Genomic DNA, 24,295 nt, shown 5'->3' with positions numbered 1-24,295 from the left:
CGATCTTAAATTTAAACTTAGAAGAGTAAGTTTTTCGTGTATTCATAATCAAAATCCCCCATATTGTTTTCTTAAATTATACCCTATTTTTTTGCTTAAGGTTAAACACTCTTTGTATGAATTTATACGACCATTATATTCTATGCTATAATAATTTATAAAAATTAAGGTTTTGGAGGTCAAAAATGAAATTCAAAAATATAATAATTACACCATTAAAAAAAGAAGATATAGATGACATAGTTAGGATGTTAAATAATCCAAATATGTGGATATATCTTCCTTTCGCACCTGCACCAGAAGAGATGTATAGAGGATATTTTGAGCCTATGGCTGAAATTATAGCTAATTCTGAAACTCCTAGTAGTATGGTCTATATCTTAAGAGAAAAAGGTACTAATAAATTTATTGGAAACTATGGAATTATGGGAAATCCTATGAATGAAGGAGTATTTGAGATAGGGTATCAAATAACAGAAGAATTCTGGAGAAAAGGAATTGGAACTTACATAGCTAAATTAGCTATTGAATACGCCTTTAAGAAAATGAAAGCTCATAGAGTTGAAGCTAATTGTTACTCTACAAATATAGGTTCAAAGAAGGTTTTAGAGAAAGCAGGGCTACTTTTTGAGGGAGACTCAAAAGGGTATTATAAAACAGATGAAAAAATTATTTCGAAATCTAATTACGGATTGTTTAGAGGATAAAAAAGGGTAGTGTAAATAATTCATAAAAATATGGTATAATAAGTTCAAATTCAAACTTAAAAATATTTAATCATGAAGTTAGCATAATAAAAAAATATATAGATAAGGAAGGTTTTGAACAACCTTTTTTAGTTATTAGTTTGTATGGAGTATACCGGGAGGATGAAAACATATGACAAAAGAAAATTTTTTAAAATCAATAGGAACAACAGAGGAAAAATTAAAGATGGGAAAGAAAGAAGTTATAAAATTTGATGACGGCGATCCTGAATGTATAGGATGGGAAGTGCGATATATAGATGAGAAGCAATGTATCGAGGTAGCTCTAGGGTGTAAGTGTAGCACTAGTAACAGTTTACATAATAAATTATAAATTAAAGCCTCTAGCAATTGCTGGGGCTTTTTTAAGTTGCCATAAGATATTGGAATTTATTTATTAATTTGAGGTATAATAGGTAGTGATAACCTATAGGAGTGAATAAAAATTCAGATTTTAGTTTAAGTAAAAAAATGTCTTGAAAAAGGGAGGAAATTTATGATTTTAGGGCTAACAGGTGGAATAGCCAATGGAAAGAGTACAGTGAGTAAAAAATTAAAAGAATTAGGTAGCTATATAATAGATGCAGACAAAATTTCAAAGGAAGTTTCAGACTCTTTGGAAGTATTGAAAAAGTTAGAGGCAAACTTTGGTTCTGAGATAATAGATAACGGTCATTTGAACCGGCAAAAGCTAAGGGGAATAATATTTAAGAATAAGAAAAAAAGAGAACTTTTAAATAATATAATGCACCCTGTTATAGTGGGGAAAATAATAGAAGAGATAGAAAGTAATAGAGGAGAGAAGTTGATAGTACTAGATATTCCTCTTCTCTATGAAACAGGGCTAGAGTATCTTTGTGACAAGGTATTAGTGGTATGTACCAATGAGGAAATTCAAATAGGGAGGATAAAAACCAGAGATGGGCTAGAGGAGGCCTTGGCAAAGAAAATAATTGATGTCCAGATGCCCATGATGGAAAAATTAAATAAAGCGGACCTATATATTGAAAATAATGAAAACTTAGAGGAATTATTAAAAAAAGTTGAACTAATATATAGTCAACTAATAAAATAATTAAAGTAGAAGTAGCTTTTAAATGAAAGCCTCTCTACTTTGAGTTCAAAGTTAAAATATGTTATAATGACTAGTTGAAGCACCCATGCGGTGTTAGTTTGTATATAAAAAATGGAGGAGAAGATTATGAAAAAAGAGGTAGTAAGAGGCTTAGGTACTTGGTTTGGGTTAGGAGATCTACCTAAAGCACCAGGAACGATGGGAACACTAGGTGCAATACCGTTATTTTTTATGTTGAACTCATTTAGATTAATAATAGCTGATGTTAGATTATATAACTCATTTTATTTTATATTTTTAATGGGATTTTTTGCCCTGTCAATATATGTATCAGACAGGTGTGAAAGGGAGATTTTCAAGGAAAAAGACTCGCAAAATATAGTGATAGATGAGGTTTTAGGATTTATGGTTACAATGTTTTTAGTTAACCCAGTGGGATATAAAGAAACAATAGTAGCGGTAATTTTAGGATTTTTATTGTTCAGATTTTTTGATATAACTAAGATAGGTCCCATAGATAAATCACAGCATTATGGATATGGATTAGGAGTAGTTTTAGATGATTTCTTAGCAGGAGTTGTGGCGAATTTCTTACTGATAATGTTGATGACAATAATTTTCTAGGAGAAATAATATGGATGCAACGATTATATTGGTAGGGACAGAACTTCTAAACGGAATGACTGTGGACACCAATAGTATATATATGGCAGAAGAACTAAATAAATATGGGATAGAGATAAGACATAAATTGGTGGTAGGTGATAATATAAAAGATATTATAGAAGCCATAGAATATGGAAATTCAAAATCAGACTTAGTTATATTGAGTGGTGGATTAGGTCCGACGATGGATGATTTGACAAAATCAGCTATCTCTAAATTTTTAAATGTAGACTTAGTGGTAGACAGAGAAGATTATATAGATTTAAAGAAAAAATATGACTCCTATAAACTTATACTAGAAGATAAAAATCTTAGGGAAGCTGAAAAACCATATGGAAGTCAAACGATTATTAATGATGTAGGGATGTGTAAAGGGATATATATAGATAAAATAGTAGCATTTCCTGGAGTGCCCAGAGAACTTTATAATTTATTTCCTAAGTTTTTAAAATTACTGGTATCCCAGGGGGAACTGAAAAAAAGTATTTATATAAAAGATATTTTAGTTTGGGGGATCCCGGAATCAGTATTAGAAACTCAAGTTATTCATTTATTTGAGGTAAAGGGAATTCATTATGAGTTCTTAGTAAAAGATTATGGTATAATAATAAGACTACAAACGATAAGTACTAATAAACTTAGTGTGGATAAAATAACATCAAGTCTATATAAAATAATAGGTGAAAATGTGATAGGTGAAGACGAGGAGAGGTTAGAAACCGTAATCTACAAATATTTAAAGGAAAAAAAATATCATATATCTCTTGCAGAGTCATGTACAGGGGGGATGATAGCTTCAAAATTTATCGAGGTAGATGGAATATCTTGTGTATTTAAAGAGGGAATAGTGTGCTACAGTAATGAATCTAAGCGAACTAGACTAGGAGTAAAGACGGAGACTTTAGACGTTCATGGAGCTGTTTCCTATGAAACTTGTAAGGAGATGTTAGGTGGATTAGATACAGACGTAAAAATAGCTATAACGGGGATAGCGGGTCCAAATGGCGGAACAGAAGAAAAACCAGTCGGAACTGTATATATCGGGGTAGTTGTAGGGGAAAAAGAATACATAAAAAAATATCTCTTTAGTGGAAATAGGGAAAGAATAAGAAGACTTACCATGATGAGAGCAATGTTTGAAGTACTTAAAATTTTAAAGGGGTGAGGTAAGATGGCACTAGGAGAAAAAATAAAAAAATGTAGAAAAGATAAGAGATACTCTCTGAGAGTGCTAGCTTCTAAAGTGAACTTATCAGCTAGTTTTTTATCTCAAATAGAGCAAGGTAAGGCATCTCCATCTATCGAAAACTTAAAGAAAATTGCTAATGAATTGGATGTAAGAGTAAGTTCGTTGATAGAGGAAGATGATGGAAAAAAAGATACAGATGTAGTAAGAAAAAACGAAAGAAATAAGGTAGAGAGTATAGGTTCTAAAACAATGATATCATTATTGACTACTTCGGATATAGAAAAACATATGGAACCAATACTATATGAAATTGAACCTGGAGGGGAGAGTGGAAGAGATTACTATACTCATAATGGTGAAGAGTTTATATTTGTTCTTGAAGGACAAATAGAAGTACAGATTGAAAGTAAGAGTTATATATTAGATGAGGGAGATAGTTTATATTTTAAATCTACTCAAAAACATAAATTTAGAAATCCGGGAGATAAATTAGTGAGGGCAATATGGGTAGTAACTCCTCCAACATTTTAAGGTGGTGAAAGATGAAACTAAATTTAAAAGAAATAAAGATAATAATTTTAGATGTAGACGGTACCATGACCGATGGAAAGATCACATATGATAACAATGGAATAGAGACAAAGTCATTTGATGTAAAAGATGGGATGGCTATAGCTCAGGCTATAAGATATGGGATAAAAGTAGCTATAATAACTGGAAGAACCTCTAAAATAGTAGAATATAGAGCCTCAGAATTAGGGATTTTAGATATATATCAAGGGATAGGAAATAAAATTGCTATCTTGGATAAACTCCTTGAAAAGCATGATTATACTTATGAAAATGTGGCTTATATGGGGGACGATATCAATGATATCCCTGCTATGATGAGAGCAAGTTATGTAGGAATAACGGCAGATGCGGTATCAGATATAGAGGAGTTTTCACATTTTAAAAGTAGATATAATGGTGGACATGGTGCTGTAAGAGAATTTATAGAAACAATATTAAGAGCAAATGGAATATGGAGCCAGATTATAGATAGCTACAAGAGTAAAAAATAGAAAAATGTAGGGGTAGAGTCTTGTGCCTGCCTAAAAAGAAGGAGTAGAATTATGAAGATAGAACATTTGAATGTTACGAGATTAATTAAGTTATTTATAGCAGGTAGTAGATGGATGTCTAAGTATGCAGATATATTAAACGACTTAAACGTATATCCTGTACCAGATGGAGACACAGGGACAAATATGTCTATGACTATGCAGGCAGTAGAGAATGAATTGGTAAAATTAAATCATGAACCTACAATGCATGAATTTTGTGAATTAGTATCGGAAGCTGTATTGTTAGGGGCTAGAGGGAATTCAGGGACGATTTTATCTCAAATTATCCAAGGATTTTTAAATGGATTTGAAGATAAGAAAGAACTAAATATAGATGATATAACAAGATCTTTTGAACAGGCTTCTAAATTGGCTTATAAAGCTGTAAGTAACCCTGTAGAAGGGACTATGCTTACTGTAATTAGAGTTATAGCTGAAAAAGCGAAAGAATACGATGGACCAAAGGATAACTTTGTTCCATACCTCTCATATATAAAAGAAGCAGCTTACCAAGCTGTAGAGGAAACTCCAAATCAATTATTGAAGTTGAAGGAAGCAGGAGTTGTAGATGCAGGTGGGATGGGTGTTTTCTATCTTATTGAAGGATTTGAAAAATCAATAACTGATCCTGAGATGTTAAAAGATTTAGAAAGAATAGTGAAAAGTCAGGCTCATAGAAGAGAAAGGTTAGGAGCTACCAATATTGATATTGATATTGAATTTAAATATTGTACTGAATTTATTGTACAAGCAGGAAAATTTAACCTAGAAGATCTAAAAGAAGAGATAAAAGGACTGGGAGATTCAATGGTAGTAGCTCAAAGTTCCACAAAAACTAAAACACACATCCATACAAACAATCCTGGAGCTGTATTAGAGGTAGCTATGAAATACGGTGGATTAGATAATATCAAGATAGATAATATGGAATTACAACATAGAAGTTTACACCTAGCAGAGGAAGACTTAACGGATAAAAACTCAGCGCACGTGATGATTCAAAATGAAAATACAGAAAAAAAAGCTTATTTTGCCATAGCTGATACCTATGAAATGGGAGAGTTATTCATCAAATCTGGAGCTACCTGTGTACTTATTGGCGGGCAAGGACAGAATCCAAGTGTGGCAGATATGGAAATGGCAATAGCTAAAATAGACGCAAAGGAAATAGTGCTTTTACCAAATAATAAAAATATTATTTCGGCTGCAAAAATAGTCGTTGAAAGAGCAACTAAAAATGTAGAAATTTATGAGACTAAGACTATGTTAGAGGGAAATTTTTATGTAGAAAATAAGTCAGGAAATTTGGAACAAGTAGTGAAAGATGCTAGAAGAAATAAATCTATTGAGATTACAAAAGCTGTAAGGAATACAAAGGTAGGAGATCTAATTATTACCGAGGGGAACTATATAGCTTTGGTAAATGGAAAGATTATGTATGAAAATAAAGATATAAAGGATCTTATATTCGATCTATATGAGGGAAATATAGATGAGAATACTTTAAATATATTTGCAGTATTAGGAAACGAAAGTACGGATGAAGGAAACTTGGCTATTATAAATACAAAAGGGGTAAAACATGAGGAATATATAGGGAAACAGGATAATTATCATTACTATATATATATAGTAAATAAAGATCCAAATCAGCCTGAAATAGCAATAATTACAGACTCTACTTCGGATTTGACACAGGCACTTATTGGAGATCTATCGGTGAATATAATTCCTCTAAAAATAAAATTTGATGGGGATAGATACTATAAAGATGGGGTAGATATATCTAAAACAGAATTTTGGAATAAGATCATAACCGAGGGAGTTGTACCTAAAACTTCTCAACCTTCTCCAGCAGAATTTAAAAATTTATATCAAAGGTTATTGAAAAGAGGGTATAAAAAGATAATAACAATTTTGATTTCCAGTAAGTTAAGTGGAACACAGCAGGCTGCCAAGGTAGCTCGTGGAATGTTATTGGAGGAAAAGGATATAGTCATAGTTGACTCTAAAAATGCATGGTTAGGATCTGGACACCTGGTTTTAGAAGCAGCTAGGATGGCTAAAGAAGGGGAATCTTTTGAGACAATCATAGAAAATATAGAAGAGATGAGAGATAAAGGTAAGATCTACTTTGTTGTGGATGAATTGAAATATCTTGAAAGAGGTGGAAGGATAGGTAAGGCATCTTCTATAATAGGAGGGGTATTTAATATCAAACCAATTCTTAAAGTAGAAGATGGAGAAGTTCATAATGAAACAAAAGCTATTGGAGACAAGGGTGCCATGAGATATATGAAAAAACTTCTAAAAAAGGAGTCTAAAAATGGATCGATAGTTCTATACACAGGATGGGGCGGGACTAAGCATCAATCTGAAAATGCAGATGAACTTAGAAAATTCGTAGAAAAATATGATAATGTAGATTATCAATCGAGATGTGAAATCGGATCAACTATTGGGTCCCATACAGGACCATTATTTGGAATGGCAATCTATCCAAAAATAAAATAAAAACTAAAAGATCTGGTAAAAAAACTAGATCATTTAGTTTTGTTATTTTTTAATAAACTCTATAAATTGTTCTTATTAATGTATCGAACTCATTTGATGGCATAAAAAAATAAAACAATAAGTGATTTAAACTCTTTGTTTTATACAAAAAAAGGTAGGTAAAAATTCAATTTTTTGGTATACTGAACTTGAGAAATAGATAATTAATAGGAGGTAAAAAAATGAAAAAAAGTTTAGAAGTATTGGAATCGATGATATATTACTGAAACTCTGTATCGGATAGGGAAAAAGTGGGAGAACAGTATCTGGCTTCTATATCTGAAAATGACGGAATGAAAGCTACATACAGTGAAGATTTTGATGCGGAATCTGTAAGAAAGGTACTCAGTGCTATTTCAAACAGGGAACCATTTAAAGGCAGAACAAAAAATGAAGGAAGATTTTGGAATAATAATATGTGGATGTTAGAGGACATGGACTATATGAATATGGTAATAGATCCGTTGAAAAAATTAAGTTTAGAAGATTTAGGAGATGGAGAGGTTATTTTTTTACCGTTACACCTTGATTTATTCTATAAAAAAGATAATTATATATATATAAACTTTTTTATGATAAAACCAGATCTATATAATGAAACAGGGAAATTAACTATAGAGGATACAGAGATAAAAGAGTGGATAAAGAAAAAGATGGGGTGATAGGATGGTATGGGATAATGGAATAATTTGGTGGTTTTTGTTGACCATTATATTCATAGGGGTAGAGTTGGCAATGCCGGCATTAGTCAGTATATGGTTTGCCTTTGCAGCGATAATACTGACACTGATATCAGGAATGATAAAAAATCCTATAAATGAATTTTATATCTTTGTGGGACTCAGTGGATTGTTTTTGGTATTGACTAGGCCGATAGTCAGAAAACTTTTAGAGAAAAGAAAGCCTATTGAAAATAGAATATATGGTCAAGAGGTTGAAATATCTAAAGAAATAGAGGAGAATCTCTATGAGGTGAAATTAGACGGTAAATACTGGAGAGCTATTTGTGATGAAAAGTTAGAAATAGGAGATAGAGGAGTTGTAGAAAGAGTAGAGGGAAATAAATTGATACTTAAGAAGAAAATATAAAAGGAGGCAGATATGTTATTATTTTTTCCATTAATATTAGTAGTAATATTATTAATTGTAACAAATATTAGAATAGTACCGCAATCACGGGCGTATGTTATAGAGAGGTTAGGAGCCTATATGGATACCTGGGGTGTAGGCTTAAAATTTAAGATTCCATTCATAGACAAGATAGCTAAAAAGGTATCGTTGAAGGAGCAGGTTATAGATTTCCCACCGCAACCAGTAATCACAAGGGATAATGTAACTATGCAGATAGATACTGTAATATATTTTCAAATTACAGATCCAAAATTATATACCTATGGGGTAGAATATCCCCTCAGTGCTATTGAAAATTTAACTGCTACTACCCTTAGAAATATAATAGGAGAATTGGAGTTAGATGCCACATTAACATCTAGAGATATTGTGAATACCAAGATGAGGGCTATATTAGATGAAGCTACAGATCCTTGGGGAATCAAGGTAAATAGGGTAGAATTGAAAAATATCATGCCTCCTGCAGAAATTCAGGATGCCATGGAAAAACAGATGAAGGCAGAGAGGGAAAGAAGACAGAAAATACTGATTGCAGAAGGAGAAAAAACTTCAGCAATATTAATAGCAGAGGGAGAAAAACAATCGGCTATATTGAGAGCGGAAGCACAGAAAGAAGCTGCAGTAAGAGTAGCAGAAGGGGAAGCGGAAGCACTTTTAGAAGTAACAAAGGCTCGTGCTGAATCATTGAAACTATTAAATGCTTCACATCCAACTCCGGAAGTGCTTTCACTTAAGGCTATGGAAGCATTTGTTAAGGTAGCAGATGGAAAAGCAACTAAGATTATAATTCCATCAGAATTACAAAATATAGTTAATTTAGCTACAGCTTTTACAGCAGTAGGAGAAAATAAAGGGAAAAATTAGTAATCAGTAATTAATAATGAAGGTAATATACGATATTTTGTATATTGCCTTTTTTAGAAAATTTATAAAAAATATGGAGGTTTTAATGGAAATTATTTTGGAAAACCAAAATGGAGATATGGTTGACCTATCTGCTTATAGAGGAAAAAAAGTATTGTTTTTCTATCCAAGAGCAAATACACCTGGTTGAACAGCAGAAACAAAAGGATTCGGTGAATCCTGCAGAGAATTTAAAAAATTAGGAATAGAAATTTTTGGAATAAGTAAAGATACTGTGAAAAAACAATCTAACTTTGCTAAAAAATTAGAAACACCATTTAATTTACTTAGTGATATTGATGGCCTAGTATGTGAAGGATTTGGTGTCTGGCAGGAGAAAAAATTCATGGGGATAGTATCCATAGGGATAGTAAGATCTACATTTTTACTGAATGAAAATAATGAAATCATAAAAGAGTGGAGAAAAGTAAAAGTTAAAGGGCATGTAGAGGAAGTTTTAAAAGTATGTAAGGAGTGATAGATATGGAATTTGATTTTATAGTAAAAATTATTATTTACGTGATAATAGTTCGGATAATCATGATTAAGGTGAATAAAAAGAAAAATATGAGGTCTAATGACAGAGAAAATTCTACTTCTAAAACACTTGATAAACGAAGAAGAACTGGAATACAGAAAAAACAAGAGGACAGAAGAAATAATAGGAATATAGATTTAAATAGTTTTAAAGATATGATGTCTAAACCTGATAAGTCACTTTCACCTGATGAAAGGATGAAGCAGAGGGAAAAAGAACTAGAAAATATGAAAAAAAGGTAGAAAAAAAGGTGATATACAGTTAACTGTATATCACCTTTTTTAAATTAATAATACTTTTATTTTTCTTTGAAATTCCCTTCAGAATCTCTATTTAGAATTAATTCATATAACTCTTCCTTGGTATAATGCACGACTTTGAGATCATAAAATTTATAAAATGACAGGCCGATTATACCCCATACTACTAAAACTATTAGAGAGGGAAAACTTAGGGAACTGTCTAATCCTGGTGTTAATAACAGGACTAAAAATATTATCCCTGAGATAGAACCAAAAATACTCGGTATGAATACCCTCCATATTCTTCTTTGTATAGTTTATAAGAAGAAAGACTTGTGTATAGATATCCAATGGACGCTCCTACACTAGAAGTTCCAACTATCCATAACAATACATTTCTACCAAACCAAGGAGCTATCAGAGATATACCCAAAGTAAATAAAATCGCATTTTTAGGAGTATGATATTTAGGATCTAATACCCCAAAAAATTCTGGTAATATCTTCCCTCTAGACATGGCAAACAACAATCTACTGGCTGCCATATAAAATCCATTTATGCCTGCTACGATGGCTGAGGTAAGTGCTATTATTAAAAACACTACTCCTATTTTCCCAAAATAATATTCTGCAGTATATCCTGTCGCCCAAGATATTTGCCCATTCATTATTTCTTCGCTTGTAACTCCGAAAGAAGTAAAAAGGATTATTAAAACATAGACAAGTCCTCCTACTAAAATAGAAATTATAGCAAGTTGGGATGCCTCTTTAGCTTCAAAATCTAATTCTTCTGCTACCTGTGGAATACAATCAAATCCTATAAATAACATTGGAGCAATAGATAGGATCTTTAATATTTTAGATAAGCTTACGGTTTCTGAATCTAGAAACGACATGGTATTAGGATTAGTTATTCCTACTCTGGCGATAACTAGACTTAAGAATAAAAAAACTATTCCTACCAATAAAAGCACCATTATTTTCTGTAGTTGAGAAGCTAATTTTACCCCTTTAATATTTAAATAGGCAAATAAACAAAGGGCAGATAAAGCTATTCCTACTTCTCCTAAATAGATATCAGATCCCGCTATACTATAGAGGTGACCTACTTCTAAAATTCCCGGCATGGTAAATTTGGCTACTAATGCTGTAGCATTTAATGGGACGGTACTTGTATATGCTAAACTTAAAAACCATCCACATGCTAAGGCGTGTTTCCATCCAAAAGCATCATAGGTAAAGGCATATTCTCCACCTGCTACTGGAAATTTATGAAGCAAATAACCGTAATTTTTTTCTATTCCGACCATTATTAATGCCCCTGTAATTATTGCGATAGTTGAGTTTTAAATTCCTGCCTTTAGGAATAAATCTCCCGGAAGAACGAAAGCTCCCCATCCAATAATAGCTCCTATGGCCAACGATAATATATCCAATTTATTAATATCTTTTTTTAACATACATCACTCCTTAAAAATAAAAAACACTCTAATTCTACTACCATAAAGGTAGTAGAATTAGAGTGTTTAAGTTTCGTCATATAGACTCACAATATAGACTCACAATATGCCACATAAATAGCATAACTCATTGCCTCAAATAAAACCCTAAGTAAACCCCAGTTCTACAAATATTTTTCAGATTAAATTTTCCTTTTTTTCAATTAGTTCGTATCTACACTATTAATAAAATATTGTAAACCTCGCCAATTAAGTAATCATTTAATTTACTTCACATTATATTTTTTTAACTTTATACCATATTTTGTGTCTAAAATCAAAAATATTTATTGCTTCGACCAATATTCACCAATCTATAAACATCTACTGCTACAGCACAGGAATTTTTAAAACTTTTGTCTCAAATTACCAAGATTTTTTCAAGATATACTAAAGGCTCTCTCATTCCCCTCCTAAGGCCTCCTAAAAACTTCCCCTTGTGATTGTACCCTTACAATCGAAATACGTCAAATAAGGAGGTCATAGATCCATTGGTGCTATTGGTGTTGAGAGCATATTTTGAAAAATGTTCACTGGTTAGACAAAACGTCTAATGAAGAGACAATTAGTCTAACCAAGAGACGTTTTGGAGCTATAAAAAGAGGCTAAATTACAGTGATTTACATTCTCTCAACACAGATAGCTGAAACTTAGAATTTTTTTTCACGAGTCGACACTAATGATATACAAATATTTTGTATGCTACCTTTTTTATATGTGGAGATTGTTGTATAATTTTAGAGTTAAGTTAAAATTTGATCTGTGTTAAAAAGATAAGTTTTATAGATATTATACGGGAGATGAAAAAATGAGGATAAAATACTACTCCTACACCGAGGAGAGCATAGAAAATATAGAGGCAGGAAAGATCCATGTTTTTCCTAAATCGGTGGATAAAAATTTAGCCAAAGAAAAATATTTGGAAAGTTTGGAAAAAAATAAAGATGGGGGATCTCCCAATATATTCTTGAAACAACCTAAATTTATGGGGTTAGGTGAATTTAAAACCAACTTATTTTTAAGTGATGAGATGGTATTGCGGGAAGAAAAACAGGTGATAGCTTTTTATAGATCCCTCAGTTCTAAAAATAGAAAGGAGTTAGGGGTAGAAAGTTACTATGATGTTATAGATATTGCAGCTAATTTTTTAAATTTCTTCAAACTACTGAAAGAATACAGGTTAACAGAGGTTAAAGACCTCAGAAAATGGCAGAAAAAAATATATGAAACGTTCCTAGATATTGAAAAAAATTATATGAAATTTTTGTTAGATAAAAATTACACAGACCCTACTTTTATAATAAAGGATGAAAACTATAGTTCTAAAAGTCTGGGTGAATACAGGGATATAGTTATATATAATAAGATCAATTTTACCCCTTTGGAAAAGTGGATAATTGAAAAGTTAGAGAGTGAAGGATTTACAGTAACTCTAAAATTACAGATGGATAAAGAGGATTTTTGTGAGGAAACTTGGACAATAAAGGGTGTAAATATAGGAGTATCTAAGATCACTAAAAAAATAGAGGTTTATACTGTAGATGATGAATTTACAGAACTTTTAAAAGTTTTGGATATACAAGAAAAAGTTAAAGATTTGGATGGAAAAAATGTAGATATTAAAATTTTTGATGCAAATAATGATAACTATAAATATAACAATTTTTTTAATAAAACTCGGTATATATCAGATCTACCTATTTTTTCACTCTTGGAGGGGCTGTATAAGTTGCTATCTACCTTGGAAGAGATAGATGGGGAACTGGCTCTCGAACTTCATACTGTGGTAGATATAATCAAAGGAGATGAAATTTCTAAATACTATAAGATTGTACCAGAAGAATTGGATAAATTCAAAGTGTTGGTAAATAAAGGTTATAAATACCTGACGAAATATGTCATAGCAGAAAGATTGGGAGAAGAAAATTTTATCTACAGGATATTTGAGGATATAGAACAGATGAGATCCTATGATGATCTAAAAAAATGGACTAAAAAGCTTACTTTCTCCACTGAAAAGCTGGAAAAATTATTAGCTGGAAGTGAAAATATTGGTAAGTATTTTGAGGCTCTCAGCGAGATAGACGTTATAGAAGACTTGGATGTGGTAGATGGGTGGAAAAACTTTTTTGAACATGAAAAAACAGCAGAGGGATTATTGAAATTAATTTTAAAATATCTAGAATTTAAAGAGATATCAAGTAATATTGATACGGTATCTAGGAAACAAGGTCTTGAAGAGATTAAAACTACAAAAACCAAAAATCTTTTATTGATGAACATTTCAGATAGTTTTATACCAAAAAATAAGCAGAATACATTTTTATTTACAGAACAACAGAAAAAAAACTTAGGTATAAAAGGTATAGACGAGGTAAGACTAGAAGAGAAATACAATTTATTTAGGGCTGTGATGACCAGTGAAAACTCTATTATATTAGCTATAAAAAATATGGGTTCAGATAGTTCCCTTTCTCCATTTGTGGAGGAGTTGATGGAAGAATTTGGAATAATTCCTAAACATTTGAAACAGACCACCAAAAACTATTTAGAGTTGATAAGGCCTGACTCTAGATTGAAAAATATAGAAGATGGTCAAAAATCATTTGGGGGAAAAAAACCCAGTGAGATGAAGTTTGAGGTAGAAGAATTAAAGAACCCCTTGGGGATAATGGCATATATGTGTGATGAATTATTTAATTGTAAATATAAGATGTATCTCAGGTATTTAGTGAAGTTGAATAGGGAAGAACTCGAGGTAGAGAGGGATCTCACCCGTCGAGAGTATGGAAACCTTGCCCACGAACTTTTTGAGGCAGTGCTGAATAGAATAAGTAAAGGAAAAGATTATTCAACGATAGAAATTGTAAATATAAGTAGGGAATCTATAATGAAAGATTTAGAAAAATTAGTGAGAGATAGAAAATTGAAATTACCGAAACTAAATGAAAAATATTATAAAGAAATAGTGTATAAAAATCTAGTATACAGTGTAGAAAAATTCTTTGAAAAAATGGCGAAAGAATTACGTGGTGAAAAGATAAAAGGGCTTCTAATAGAAGAATTTTTAGAGAGCGATATAAAGAATGAAACTATAGTTATTAAAGGCAGAGCTAAGGCAGATCTTATAATTAAAACTGAAAGAAGAGATTATATTATCGACTTTAAAACCGGAAACCTAAATGAGCGGCAACTGGATTTTTATAGTATCTTATATGCAGGAGAAGCAGACCTGACAGAAAAATATATATTTAATGTGGATAAGGGAAACCTAGAAAAAAGTAAAAAAATTAAGCTAGTAAAAAATGAAGCTGGTAGAAACAAAGTAGATCCTGATGGGAAGGAAAAAAAAATAGGAGTTTTGGAAACGGAACTAAAATATTTTTTAGACTTAGGAGTTTTTGAGAGAAACAAAACAAGCAAGTGTGACAGGTGCGAATACCTAGATATCTGTAAGGTTGGTGAATTAGATGAAATCAAAGAAAACTAAGAATAGAAAAGTAGTGAAGGCAAGTGCAGGGACCGGGAAAACTTATAGGCTTGCAATAGAATATATATCTAGAATATTATTGGGTGAGGACTACAACGAGATACTATTTATGACCTTTACCCGTGCAGCAACAGCAGAATTAAAAGTCAGAATTTTTGAGTTTTTAGATGAATTGTGTTGTGGAAATAAAGAACTAGAAGAAAATATAAGGAGTTTGTATCCAGAAATTGAGATAGATACGGAGAGGGTAAAAAAAATCAAAAAGGACCTCCTATTAAATAAAGACAAGATAAGGATCTATACAATAGATTCATTTATTGCCCAAATTTTTAAAAAAGCTATCGGACCGTCTCTCAATATTTATAATTATTCTATGAGTAATACTGTGGAAGCTGAGGAGATTTATGGAGAGGTATTCAGTAGGATTATAAAAGGGGAAGAGTTTGACAAAATAAAAGAGTTCTTAGAAAAAACAGCGGATAGAGAGGTAGAAAAATATATCGACCTCATAAAAAAAATATCTGAGGAGAGGTGGAAATTTGCTCTTATAGAAAAAAAAGGAATAAGCGATGATGCAGAAAGTATAAAAGATGAATTATACAGAAATATAGTGAGAACTTTTGAATTAGTTGATGAATTGGTGACAGATCACGGTAAAATCTATGAAAAAGTTTTGGCCAAGGCAGGAAAGATTATAGTTGAAGAATTTCATGGGGTTTTAGATAATAAAGAAAGATTAATTACCTTTATACTTGAGAAAAGAAAAGATTTTTTGGAAAATAAAATTATCAGCGGAATCCAAATGGGAGGAAAAGACAGGGAACATATAAAAGTTCAAGTTTTGGAAGTTCAAAGTGAGATCCACAGGTTACTAGAAAGGGTGATTTTTATTGAAGAGGTAGTTCCCTATGAACAGGATATATTAGAGATAGAAAAAATTACTAGATCTATCTATGATGATATAAAATTCAGGGAGAAAAAATTTACTTTTTCAGATATAACTAATTATACAAGTGAATATATGGTAGAGGAAGACTTAGATCTTGTAAAAAATGGTGTGGTCACAGATAATTTTTATGAGATAATCGGCGGTAAAATATCAACTTTATTCTTAGATGAAGCACAGGATACCAGTGTATCCCAGTGGAGGATAATTGAGCCCATTGCTAAAGGGTGTGATAATATAATCATTGTAGGAGATGAAAAACAGAGTATCTATTCATGGCGTGGAGGAGACAAAGGGTTATTCCTTAGTTTTGATAGGATATTAGATGCCAGTGTAGAATCATTGCCTACAAATTATAGGAGTGAAAAGAAGATAATAGATTTTGTTAACTTATTTTTTGATCATATTTCTAAAAATTATCTCACCAAAAATGAAGATGATAGGTGGGAATATAAAGAAGTTAAGTGTTGTAAAAAAGATGATAAGGGGTTTGTAGCAGTTATGGTCGACTCTGAGATTCATTCTGAAATTGCAATAGATATTAAAGATAGATTTGTAAATGAAGATGAAGGAGGGAAACCTGACTATAGAGGAATAGGGGTAGTCGGAAGAAAAAAGAAGGACCTCAGTAAGATTGGAGACAAATTAAAAGAGTTAGGAGTACCGTATATAATGGAAAATAGTCTTTCCATCGTACAACATCCCTGTATAGAGGAGATACTACGATTGTTTAACTTTTTTATTCATAATGATTTTATGTCACTGGTAGAGTTTTTTAGGAAGACTATCAAAATTGGAGAGGAAGATCTTAAATATCTGCTGAATAATAGGGAGGATATACTGGGGTACTTATTAGGTGAAGGTGAAAAAATAGAAACAGAAAGTATAGAAAAAATTAAGATAAAGGAAGGCCTGAGGATAGAACTGGATAGGATAAAAAAAATAAAAAATCTCCTATATGAAAATATGGGTAGAGGTACAGTCGAGGAATATAATTTTGTAGAAACATACTGTGCTACAAGGGATATAAAAAATATTAACTTTTTTCTAGAACTTATGGAGGAGCATAATTATTTGTCTGATTTTATGAACTTTTTGAAGATGAACAGTGACTCTAATGGGCTGAAACAAGTGGGGATATCTGAACTAAATTCTGTAATTTTAATGACAATTCATGGATCTAAGGGATTGGATTTTCATACAGAATATATGTTTTTATCGGATAAGGGATCTAGTTATAAATTAACAGGGTATTCAGATAAAGGGATGCAGCATAAAGTTCAGCTGTTGGCTAAATTAGATAAAAATTATGAATATATAGAAGATTATTTGTTTACTAATTCTATCTATAATGGCGTTATAAAAAAAACTGAAATATATGAGCATAGTGAACAGATATTTTTGGATGAGGAGATAAATACCCTCTATGTAGGGATGACTAGACCCCGTGCAAATTTATTTCTATGTGTTGAACCTACAAAAACTAAGGTGAAAAAAGAGGAAACATTTGTACTTAACAATGATCTTCTAATAATTCCTATTGAAAAATATTTTAATGTGACGAGAGAAGACCTATTAGATGGCGGTACTCAGACAATTGGTAGATTTATTCCCTATGAGGAAAAAACAGAGGATGACGGGAAAAGTGAAAAGTTCTATATAGAACCTAATCTATACAGAGAAGCTGTGACTCTAAAAAACAGTGAAAAAACAGTAGGAAAAATTGATGAAGACAACGAAAATACTATAGAGCACAATGTAGAAAAAGAATTGAAAAGAAAATCAGGCCTGGCTATCCATTATTATTTAAAAAATATAGAATATGGTGGATTGGAAGAAAAAAAAATAGCTAAAAAGCTGACATTAAATAAGTATAGTAATATGATGGGGATTGAAAAAACAAAAAGAATTATGGAAAGAGTAGAGGAGTTTATATCTAAAAACCCAAAAGTATTTGAAAAAAGATGGAAAGTTTTTAGGGAATTAGAGCTACTACATAATGGGAAAAAGAAAATAATTGATAGATTGAATGTAGATGAAAAAACTAAGGAGATCATAATATACGACTATAAGTCTGGAGAAACGATGAAACAGAGTCAGCTAGATGAATACGAGGAGATAATTAGGGGAAATGTAGGAGAAGAATATAAGATAAAAACAGAATTTTTAAAGTTAGAATAAATAAATAGAAAAAAGGTTGACTTTATATAACTTTTAAGATACTATATAGACAGTAACAGGAGTTAACAAGATTTCATTTGGAAATTGAGTAGAATTCACTGTATTAAAATTTACGGAGGTAACACACATGTTAAAAGGAACAGTTAAATGGTTTAACGATGATAAAGGATTCGGATTTATTTCTGCTGAAGATGGAAATGACTACTTTGCACATTTCTCTCAAATCAACAAAGAAGGATTCAAAACTTTAAAAGAAGGCGAAGAAGTAACTTTCGAAATCACTGAAGGTGCTAAAGGTCCTCAAGCTTCAAACATCGAAACTGTATAATTTATATATTTGAAATGTTTAAAAGCAGTAGATTTATCTACTGCTTTTTTTAGTTTTTGAAAAGAATAAAAGAACAATTTTTTATTCTTTTTGTTTTCCTTACTAAATTAATAAGGGAATTGAAAAAAAGAGCTAAATATGATAAAATGGTATATTGTTTTAAGTATTAAAACAATATACCATTTTAAATAAAAATAAATAACAAGAACACACTAGCAATCGATATAAAAAAAGGTCTAGAAGAAAAGAAAAAAGAGTTTTGGTGGTGATCTTTATGATTATTCTGTATTAGAAAAAAAATAGGAGGAAAAGATGTTATTAAAAGCAAGTTTAATGATAGTGATAGGAGCATTAATTGGGTGGATAACAAATTATTTTGCAATCAAGATGTTATTTAGACCCATGAAAGAGATAAATGTATTAGGATTTAAAGTGCAGGGGCTTATTCCAAAAAGAAAGATGGAAATGGCAGAAAGTATAGCTGATACTATCCAAGAGGAATTGATATCTATGAAAGATATCACTGCAAATATCGGAGATATAGAATTAGGAGAAGAAATTGATATAATTGTAGACAGAATTGTAGAGGATAAATTACAAAAAGAAGTGTTGGCAAAGATTCCAATGGCCAGCTTATTTATAACAGATAGTATGATACTTAAGATCAAAGGTCATATAAAAGATGCTATTGAAGAGAATAAAGATGAATTTTTTACAGTAGTAATAAAAAAGATGGAAGATAGTGTAGATATGAAAAATATAATTATAGAAAAAATTCAAAATTTTGAGTTAGATAAATTGGAAAAGATGGTATATAAAATAGCAAACAATGAGTTGAAGCATATTGAAGTTATAGGAGCAATCCTAGGAGCTGTAATAGGCGGAATACAATTTGCAATTAGTATGTATATATAGACGAATAGGGGAATTTTATGGATGAAAGATTGTTATCAACAGCTGAGTTTGACGGTGAAGTGGAAGTACAAAGAAATCTTAGACCTAAAACTTTGAATGAATACATAGGTCAAGACAGGTTAAAGGAAAAATTAGGAATATTTATGACTGCTTCTAAAAATCGAAATGAATCTATGGATCACACCCTTTTATACGGGCCACCTGGATTAGGAAAAACTACTTTAGCAGGAGTTATAGCTACGGAGATGGGAACTAATTTAAAGGTAACATCTGGACCAGTTCTCGATAAAGCAGGAGACTTGGCAGCAATTTTGACATCCTTAGAAGAGCAGGATATCCTATTTATAGATGAAATCCATAGGTTGAATACATCGGTGGAGGAGATCCTCTACCCAGCTATGGAAGACCGTGAGATTGATATTATAATTGGTAAGGGGCCTACAGCAAGATCTATTAGGATAGAACTACCAAGTTTTACATTGATAGGAGCTACAACTAAAGCTGGATTACTCAGTGCACCCCTGAGAGATAGGTTCGGTTTGGTTCATAGGATGGATTATTATTCTACTGAGGATCTTTTGAAGATCATCATGAGGGGAGCTAATATACTAGAAGTTGGAATAGAATCTGAGGGAGCTTTGGAAATAGCCCTTAGAAGTCGAGGAACACCTAGGATAGCCAATAGGTTTTTAAAGAGAGTCAGGGACTATGCTGAGATTCGTGGAGATGGAGTAATAACTCTAAAGATAGCTAAGGAAGCTCTTAGTTTATTAGGAGTCGATGACTATGGACTCGATGAATTAGATCGTGAAATCATCTTGTCTATTATAGATAACTATGGTGGAGGACCAGTGGGAATCGGAACATTAGCTCTTTTATTGGGCGAAGATAGAAGAACTCTAGAAGAAATCTACGAACCTTATTTGGTGAAAATTGGATTCATAAAAAGAACCCATAGGGGAAGGGTTGTGACCCCAAAAGCATATAAGCATTTTAATAAAAAAGAAAAAACGGAGGAAAACCTATGAAAATAAGCACAAGAATAAGATATGGACTAAGAGCCGTTATAAATATAGCAGAAGGAAATTTGAATGAGAATAGACTGGTAAGGATAAAAGAGATATCTCTAGATCAAAATATATCTGTTCAGTATTTGGAGCAGATTTTGTTTAAATTAAAGAAAAAAGATATAATCAAAGGGAAAAGAGGGCCTAATGGCGGATATAAAATTACCAAAGCTCCTGAGGACATTACAGTACTTGAACTCTATGAAATTTTGGATGAAGAGGTAAGGGTAGTAGACTGTAATGAGGGAGCTAATAAAAAATGTATCAAAGAAGATTGTAGAACCAGCTGTCTGTGGTCTCGATTAGATAATGCGTTGAAGGAAATTATGGGGAATACTACCTTGGCAGATCTGATGAAAAATAAGAATATGGTATAGTCCGTGATAAGTATATTTGTGGAAAAAGAAAATATAAAGGGAAATATAGTTGAGATAAATGATAAAAAAGATATCAATCACTTGAAAAATTCGTTTCGCCTGAATGTGGGAGATGAAATTAGAGTTGTTGACGGTGAAAAAGAATATAGGTGTGTGATACTTTCCCTGGATAAAAAAGAGATCCTAGGAGATATAAAGGAAATTTTAGATGATAACTATTCAACTTCTGTAAAGGTTGATATCGCTTTAGGACTACTAAAAAATGACAAGATGGACCTATCTATACAAAAGTTAACTGAAATAGGAATAAATAAAATCATTCCTATGAAAACCAAAAGAACAGTTGTAAAAGTAAAGGAGAAAAAAGAAAAGTGGGTTGTAGTGTCTACAGAAGCCTTGAAGCAATGTCAAGGAGTAAGAAAAGTAGAGATAGCTGAACCCACTAAGTTAAAGGATATTAATTACGATGATTATGATCTAGTGTTTTTACCCTATGAGGGAGCCAATGGAAATAAAATAACTGACTATGAAGGGTTGGATAAATTAAATAAAATCTTATATCTTATAGGGCCAGAGGGTGGATTTGATGATTCAGAGGTAGAATTTTTACAAAGAAAAGGTGTGAAAATAATTTCTTTGGGTAGAAGGATACTGAGAGCAGAAACAGCAGCTATAGTGGCAGGAGGAATAATTTTAAATGAAATTTGGTAAGAGAGTAGCTTTTTATACTCTAGGATGTAAAGTAAATCAATATGAGACTGAAAGTATAAAAAAGCAGTTTTTAGAAGAAGGATATGATGAGGTAAGTTTTCAAGAGAAGTCAGATTACTATATAGTAAATTCATGTACTGTAACTAGTATAGCTGATAAAAAAACTAGAAATATATTGAGTCGTGCAAAGAAATTAAATAAAGACTCTGTAGTTATAATAACGGGGTGTTATGCTCAGACTGATGGTGAGAGTTTGCTAGAAAAAGATTATATTGACTATGTTGTAGGAAATACTAATAAAACTGATATTTTGAAATTAGTAAGATCGATAGAAGGTGAAAAAGAGATAGGAAAAGTAGTTTCTCATAATATATTTGACGATCATGAATATTGTGAACTAGAATTTGCTACTATGAGAGAGATGAGTAGAGCCTATGTAAAGATCCAAGATGGGTGTAATGAATTTTGTTCTTATTGTAAAATCCCATTTGCTAGAGGAAGAAGCAGAAGTAGAAGATTAGATAGTATCTTAGCCGAGGTCAAGATATTGACCGGGGAAGGGTACAAGGAAATCATATTAATTGGTATAAATATGGGTGTATATGGTGAAGATTTAGAAGAAAAAAAAAACTTTGAAGATCTGTTAGGAGCAGTTACGGCAGTAGAGGGTGTAGAGCGGGTAAGACTAGGATCTATCTATCCAGATAAAATAAATGACAGATTCATAGATATTATGACAAACAACTCTAAAATGATGCCACACTTGCATATCTCCTTGCAATCTTGTGATGACAAAGTTCTAAGGCTAATGAAGAGAAAATATGGAACAGATCTCATAAAAGATAAATTATTAGGATTGAAAGAAAAAGTAAAAGATTTAGAATTTACAGCAGATGTAATTGTTGGATTCCCACAGGAAAAAGATGAGAATTTTGAAAATACTTATAACCTGATAGGTAAAATTGGATTTTCAAACCTGCATATTTTTCCATATTCTGATAGAGAAAATACTGTAGCCAGTAAATTGTCTGGGAAAGTAGATGGGAATGATAAGAAAAATAGAACTAAAAAACTAGAAGGTTTAAGAAAAGAGATGGAGCAGTTATCTAAAGAAAAAAATATCGGAAAGAAAACTAAGGTATTGGTGGAAACTATAAAAGATGGATATGCTTATGGATATACAGAAAACTATCATAGGATTAAAATAGGTGATTCTGGATATAAAGTAAGTGAGATAGTAGAGGTAGAAATATATTTAGAAGAGGGGAAACTTTATGGCAAAGAGACAAAAAAAATCTAAATTATTGAGCATTATAATATTTCTCGTGGTAACTTTAATAGGATTATTGTATATGAATATAAAAAGTAGTAATAAAAGGATAATAGACCTTCCGAGGTATATGGTTATAGGAAAAGAAAATGTATTTGTTGTATATGAGGATAAATTAACACTTAGTATACCCTTTGGTATCCAGCTAGACGGGGACAATACCATAGCAGATTTAGATAAAATAGGAAACTATCGTGGAATTATGGATGGAATAAATGAATTACTTCCAGAAAAAATTGATAGTTTTGAAGTGGTAAAAAAAGGTGAAATCAGACTAAATGTAGCTCATAAATACAATGTTCCGGAAGTTATGATAGAGGATAAAAGGTATGTATTGACTTCTAATTTAAACTCACTATTTATGAAAAAATATTACAAATCTAATGGTAAAATTGCAGAAAACGTAATAGTGGACGTATTGAACGGTAATGGGAAATCTGGTTATGCAGGTAGAACAGGAAAAAAGATAGAAGAAGCTCTTTCGTATAAATATAATGCTGCCAACTATGAAAGGGATATTGAGTATAGTTATATAATAAATAAAGATTTACAAACTAATCAAATAGAAGCTTTGATTATGAGTTTAGATGAAAAATACATTAAAATAAAATCAGAATTAGATCTGCCAACTTTGGCTAATGCTGTAATAATTTTAGGAAAAGAAAATAAAATACAGACTAAAATTAATATCCATGGTGTAGATAAAGTAACTAAATCTGCTAAAAATATTTTGGTCAAAGACGGGTACAAAAATATCTCTACAGGGACTCAAAATGGGAATCTAACTGTAGTAGACTACAGAACAGAAGATTACTATATAGCCTATAAGATCGCTAAAAAATTGGGGATAAAAAATATGGTAGAAAATAACGATGGAGAAAATAACATAATAAATGTCTATATAAAAGAATAGGGGGAGCTATGTTAGCAAAATTAGTAAAGGTAGTGGAAGTTATTGAGAGTAAAAAAGGAGAAGAATTAATTATTCTTGATTTTGAAGGAAAGAACTCTCTATGTGATTACGCTGTAATATGTACAGGGTCATCTAACAGAAATATAAGGGCTATATCAGAAGAAGTAGAAGCTAGATTGATGGAATTAGACGAAAGAAGATTACATATAGAGGGGCAAGATGAAGCTCATTGGATATTGATCGACGGAGATGATGTAATAATTCATGTTTTAGATCAACAAACGAGAGATCTATATAGATTAGAGGAATTATGGGGGGATGCTAACGTAGTATTTCCTAGGTTAGATGTTTAATGTTATTATTCTAATTTTAATTTTTTTAGAAAATTCT

Annotated in this window: 23 protein-coding genes and 1 pseudogene; 23 read left to right on the top strand and 1 reads right to left on the bottom strand. The window is 31.5% G+C overall.

The features are described 5' to 3' along the window. Positions 1-185: 185 nt before the first annotated feature. The 13 genes and pseudogenes from V5784_RS08130 (at position 186) to V5784_RS08070 (ending at position 10,149) form a co-directional block, all read left to right on the top strand. Positions 186-707 carry a GNAT family N-acetyltransferase gene (locus V5784_RS08130; RefSeq protein ID WP_336888532.1) on the top strand — a complete coding sequence of 174 codons (522 nt, stop codon included), beginning with the start codon at positions 186-188 and terminating at the stop codon, positions 705-707. 172 nt (positions 708-879) lie between these two features. Beyond that, on the top strand, positions 880-1,080 hold the full coding sequence (locus V5784_RS08125; protein ID WP_336888531.1) for a hypothetical protein: 201 nt from the start codon (positions 880-882) through the stop codon (positions 1,078-1,080). Between the two features lie 162 nt (positions 1,081-1,242). Further along, the gene (coaE, locus tag V5784_RS08120) at positions 1,243-1,821 is read left to right on the top strand and encodes a dephospho-CoA kinase (RefSeq protein ID WP_336888530.1); all 579 of its coding nucleotides are present in this window, start codon (positions 1,243-1,245) and stop codon (positions 1,819-1,821) included. A 126-nt stretch (positions 1,822-1,947) separates the two neighbouring features. Beyond that, complete coding sequence (locus V5784_RS08115) at positions 1,948-2,445, top strand: phosphatidylglycerophosphatase A (protein WP_336888529.1); 498 nt, start codon at positions 1,948-1,950, stop codon at positions 2,443-2,445. A gap of 10 nt (positions 2,446-2,455) precedes the next feature. Next, entirely contained in the window at positions 2,456-3,652 is a 1,197-nt protein-coding gene (locus V5784_RS08110; protein WP_336888528.1) for a CinA family nicotinamide mononucleotide deamidase-related protein, read from the top strand. 6 nt (positions 3,653-3,658) lie between these two features. Further along, a complete protein-coding gene (locus tag V5784_RS08105; RefSeq protein WP_336888527.1) occupies positions 3,659-4,207 on the top strand; it encodes a cupin domain-containing protein in 549 nt (182 codons plus the stop codon). 11 nt (positions 4,208-4,218) lie between these two features. Then, positions 4,219-4,740: an HAD family hydrolase gene (locus tag V5784_RS08100; protein ID WP_336888526.1), complete on the top strand. Its 522-nt coding sequence runs from the start codon at positions 4,219-4,221 to the stop codon at positions 4,738-4,740. A 51-nt stretch (positions 4,741-4,791) separates the two neighbouring features. Then, on the top strand, positions 4,792-7,296 hold the full coding sequence (locus V5784_RS08095; protein ID WP_336888525.1) for a DegV family EDD domain-containing protein: 2,505 nt from the start codon (positions 4,792-4,794) through the stop codon (positions 7,294-7,296). Positions 7,297-7,586: 290 nt separating this feature from the next. Further along, the gene (locus V5784_RS08090; RefSeq protein WP_336888524.1) at positions 7,587-7,997 is read left to right on the top strand and encodes a hypothetical protein; all 411 of its coding nucleotides are present in this window, start codon (positions 7,587-7,589) and stop codon (positions 7,995-7,997) included. Positions 7,998-8,001: 4 nt separating this feature from the next. Next, positions 8,002-8,424 carry an NfeD family protein gene (locus V5784_RS08085; RefSeq protein ID WP_336888523.1) on the top strand — a complete coding sequence of 141 codons (423 nt, stop codon included), beginning with the start codon at positions 8,002-8,004 and terminating at the stop codon, positions 8,422-8,424. Between the two features lie 12 nt (positions 8,425-8,436). Continuing rightward, positions 8,437-9,330, top strand: a complete 894-nt coding sequence (locus V5784_RS08080; RefSeq protein ID WP_336888522.1) for an SPFH domain-containing protein — start codon at positions 8,437-8,439, stop codon at positions 9,328-9,330. A 202-nt stretch (positions 9,331-9,532) separates the two neighbouring features. Beyond that, positions 9,533-9,847 (top strand): annotated as a pseudogene (locus V5784_RS08075) (redoxin domain-containing protein); the annotation flags it as partial. Between the two features lie 5 nt (positions 9,848-9,852). Beyond that, entirely contained in the window at positions 9,853-10,149 is a 297-nt protein-coding gene (locus tag V5784_RS08070; RefSeq protein WP_336888521.1) for a hypothetical protein, read from the top strand. Positions 10,150-10,402: 253 nt separating this feature from the next. Here V5784_RS08070 and V5784_RS08065 read toward each other — a convergent pair whose 3' ends face one another. After that, positions 10,403-11,476, bottom strand: coding sequence for an APC family permease (locus tag V5784_RS08065; protein WP_336888533.1), 1,074 nt, complete (start codon positions 11,474-11,476; stop codon positions 10,403-10,405). A 979-nt stretch (positions 11,477-12,455) separates the two neighbouring features. Between V5784_RS08065 and V5784_RS08060 the strand changes: the two genes are divergently transcribed. From V5784_RS08060 to rsfS, 10 genes are all read left to right on the top strand, one after another. After that, positions 12,456-15,137: a PD-(D/E)XK nuclease family protein gene (locus V5784_RS08060; RefSeq protein WP_336888520.1), complete on the top strand. Its 2,682-nt coding sequence runs from the start codon at positions 12,456-12,458 to the stop codon at positions 15,135-15,137. After that, positions 15,118-18,264: a UvrD-helicase domain-containing protein gene (locus V5784_RS08055; protein WP_336888519.1), complete on the top strand. Its 3,147-nt coding sequence runs from the start codon at positions 15,118-15,120 to the stop codon at positions 18,262-18,264. Before V5784_RS08060 ends, V5784_RS08055 begins: the two co-directional genes overlap by 20 nt. Before the next feature lie 127 nt (positions 18,265-18,391). Beyond that, positions 18,392-18,592 carry a cold-shock protein gene (locus tag V5784_RS08050; protein WP_028855210.1) on the top strand — a complete coding sequence of 67 codons (201 nt, stop codon included), beginning with the start codon at positions 18,392-18,394 and terminating at the stop codon, positions 18,590-18,592. Positions 18,593-18,904: 312 nt separating this feature from the next. Then, positions 18,905-19,507: a DUF445 family protein gene (locus tag V5784_RS08045; protein WP_336888518.1), complete on the top strand. Its 603-nt coding sequence runs from the start codon at positions 18,905-18,907 to the stop codon at positions 19,505-19,507. A 17-nt stretch (positions 19,508-19,524) separates the two neighbouring features. Continuing rightward, complete coding sequence (gene ruvB / locus V5784_RS08040; RefSeq protein ID WP_336888517.1) at positions 19,525-20,535, top strand: Holliday junction branch migration DNA helicase RuvB; 1,011 nt, start codon at positions 19,525-19,527, stop codon at positions 20,533-20,535. Next, positions 20,532-20,951, top strand: coding sequence for an Rrf2 family transcriptional regulator (locus V5784_RS08035; RefSeq protein ID WP_336888516.1), 420 nt, complete (start codon positions 20,532-20,534; stop codon positions 20,949-20,951). Before ruvB ends, V5784_RS08035 begins: the two co-directional genes overlap by 4 nt. Before the next feature lie 3 nt (positions 20,952-20,954). Next, positions 20,955-21,662 (top strand): 16S rRNA (uracil(1498)-N(3))-methyltransferase, encoded by a 708-nt coding sequence (locus V5784_RS08030; RefSeq protein ID WP_336888515.1) that lies wholly within the window; start codon positions 20,955-20,957, stop codon positions 21,660-21,662. Beyond that, positions 21,649-22,962 carry a tRNA (N(6)-L-threonylcarbamoyladenosine(37)-C(2))-methylthiotransferase MtaB gene (mtaB, locus tag V5784_RS08025; RefSeq protein WP_336888514.1) on the top strand — a complete coding sequence of 438 codons (1,314 nt, stop codon included), beginning with the start codon at positions 21,649-21,651 and terminating at the stop codon, positions 22,960-22,962. The genes V5784_RS08030 and mtaB overlap by 14 nt, the downstream gene beginning before the upstream one ends. Next, positions 22,937-23,905: a LytR family transcriptional regulator gene (locus V5784_RS08020; RefSeq protein WP_336888513.1), complete on the top strand. Its 969-nt coding sequence runs from the start codon at positions 22,937-22,939 to the stop codon at positions 23,903-23,905. The genes mtaB and V5784_RS08020 overlap by 26 nt, the downstream gene beginning before the upstream one ends. A gap of 8 nt (positions 23,906-23,913) precedes the next feature. Next, positions 23,914-24,258, top strand: coding sequence for a ribosome silencing factor (gene rsfS / locus V5784_RS08015; protein WP_336888512.1), 345 nt, complete (start codon positions 23,914-23,916; stop codon positions 24,256-24,258). The last annotated feature ends 37 nt before the right edge of the window (positions 24,259-24,295 follow it).

The organism is Psychrilyobacter sp., from assembly GCF_037132775.1.
In the GTDB taxonomy this organism is placed as follows: domain Bacteria; phylum Fusobacteriota; class Fusobacteriia; order Fusobacteriales; family Fusobacteriaceae; genus Psychrilyobacter.
The sequence above is the reverse complement of the archived record's forward strand: the minus strand, read 5'-3'. Positions and strand labels throughout refer to the sequence as shown.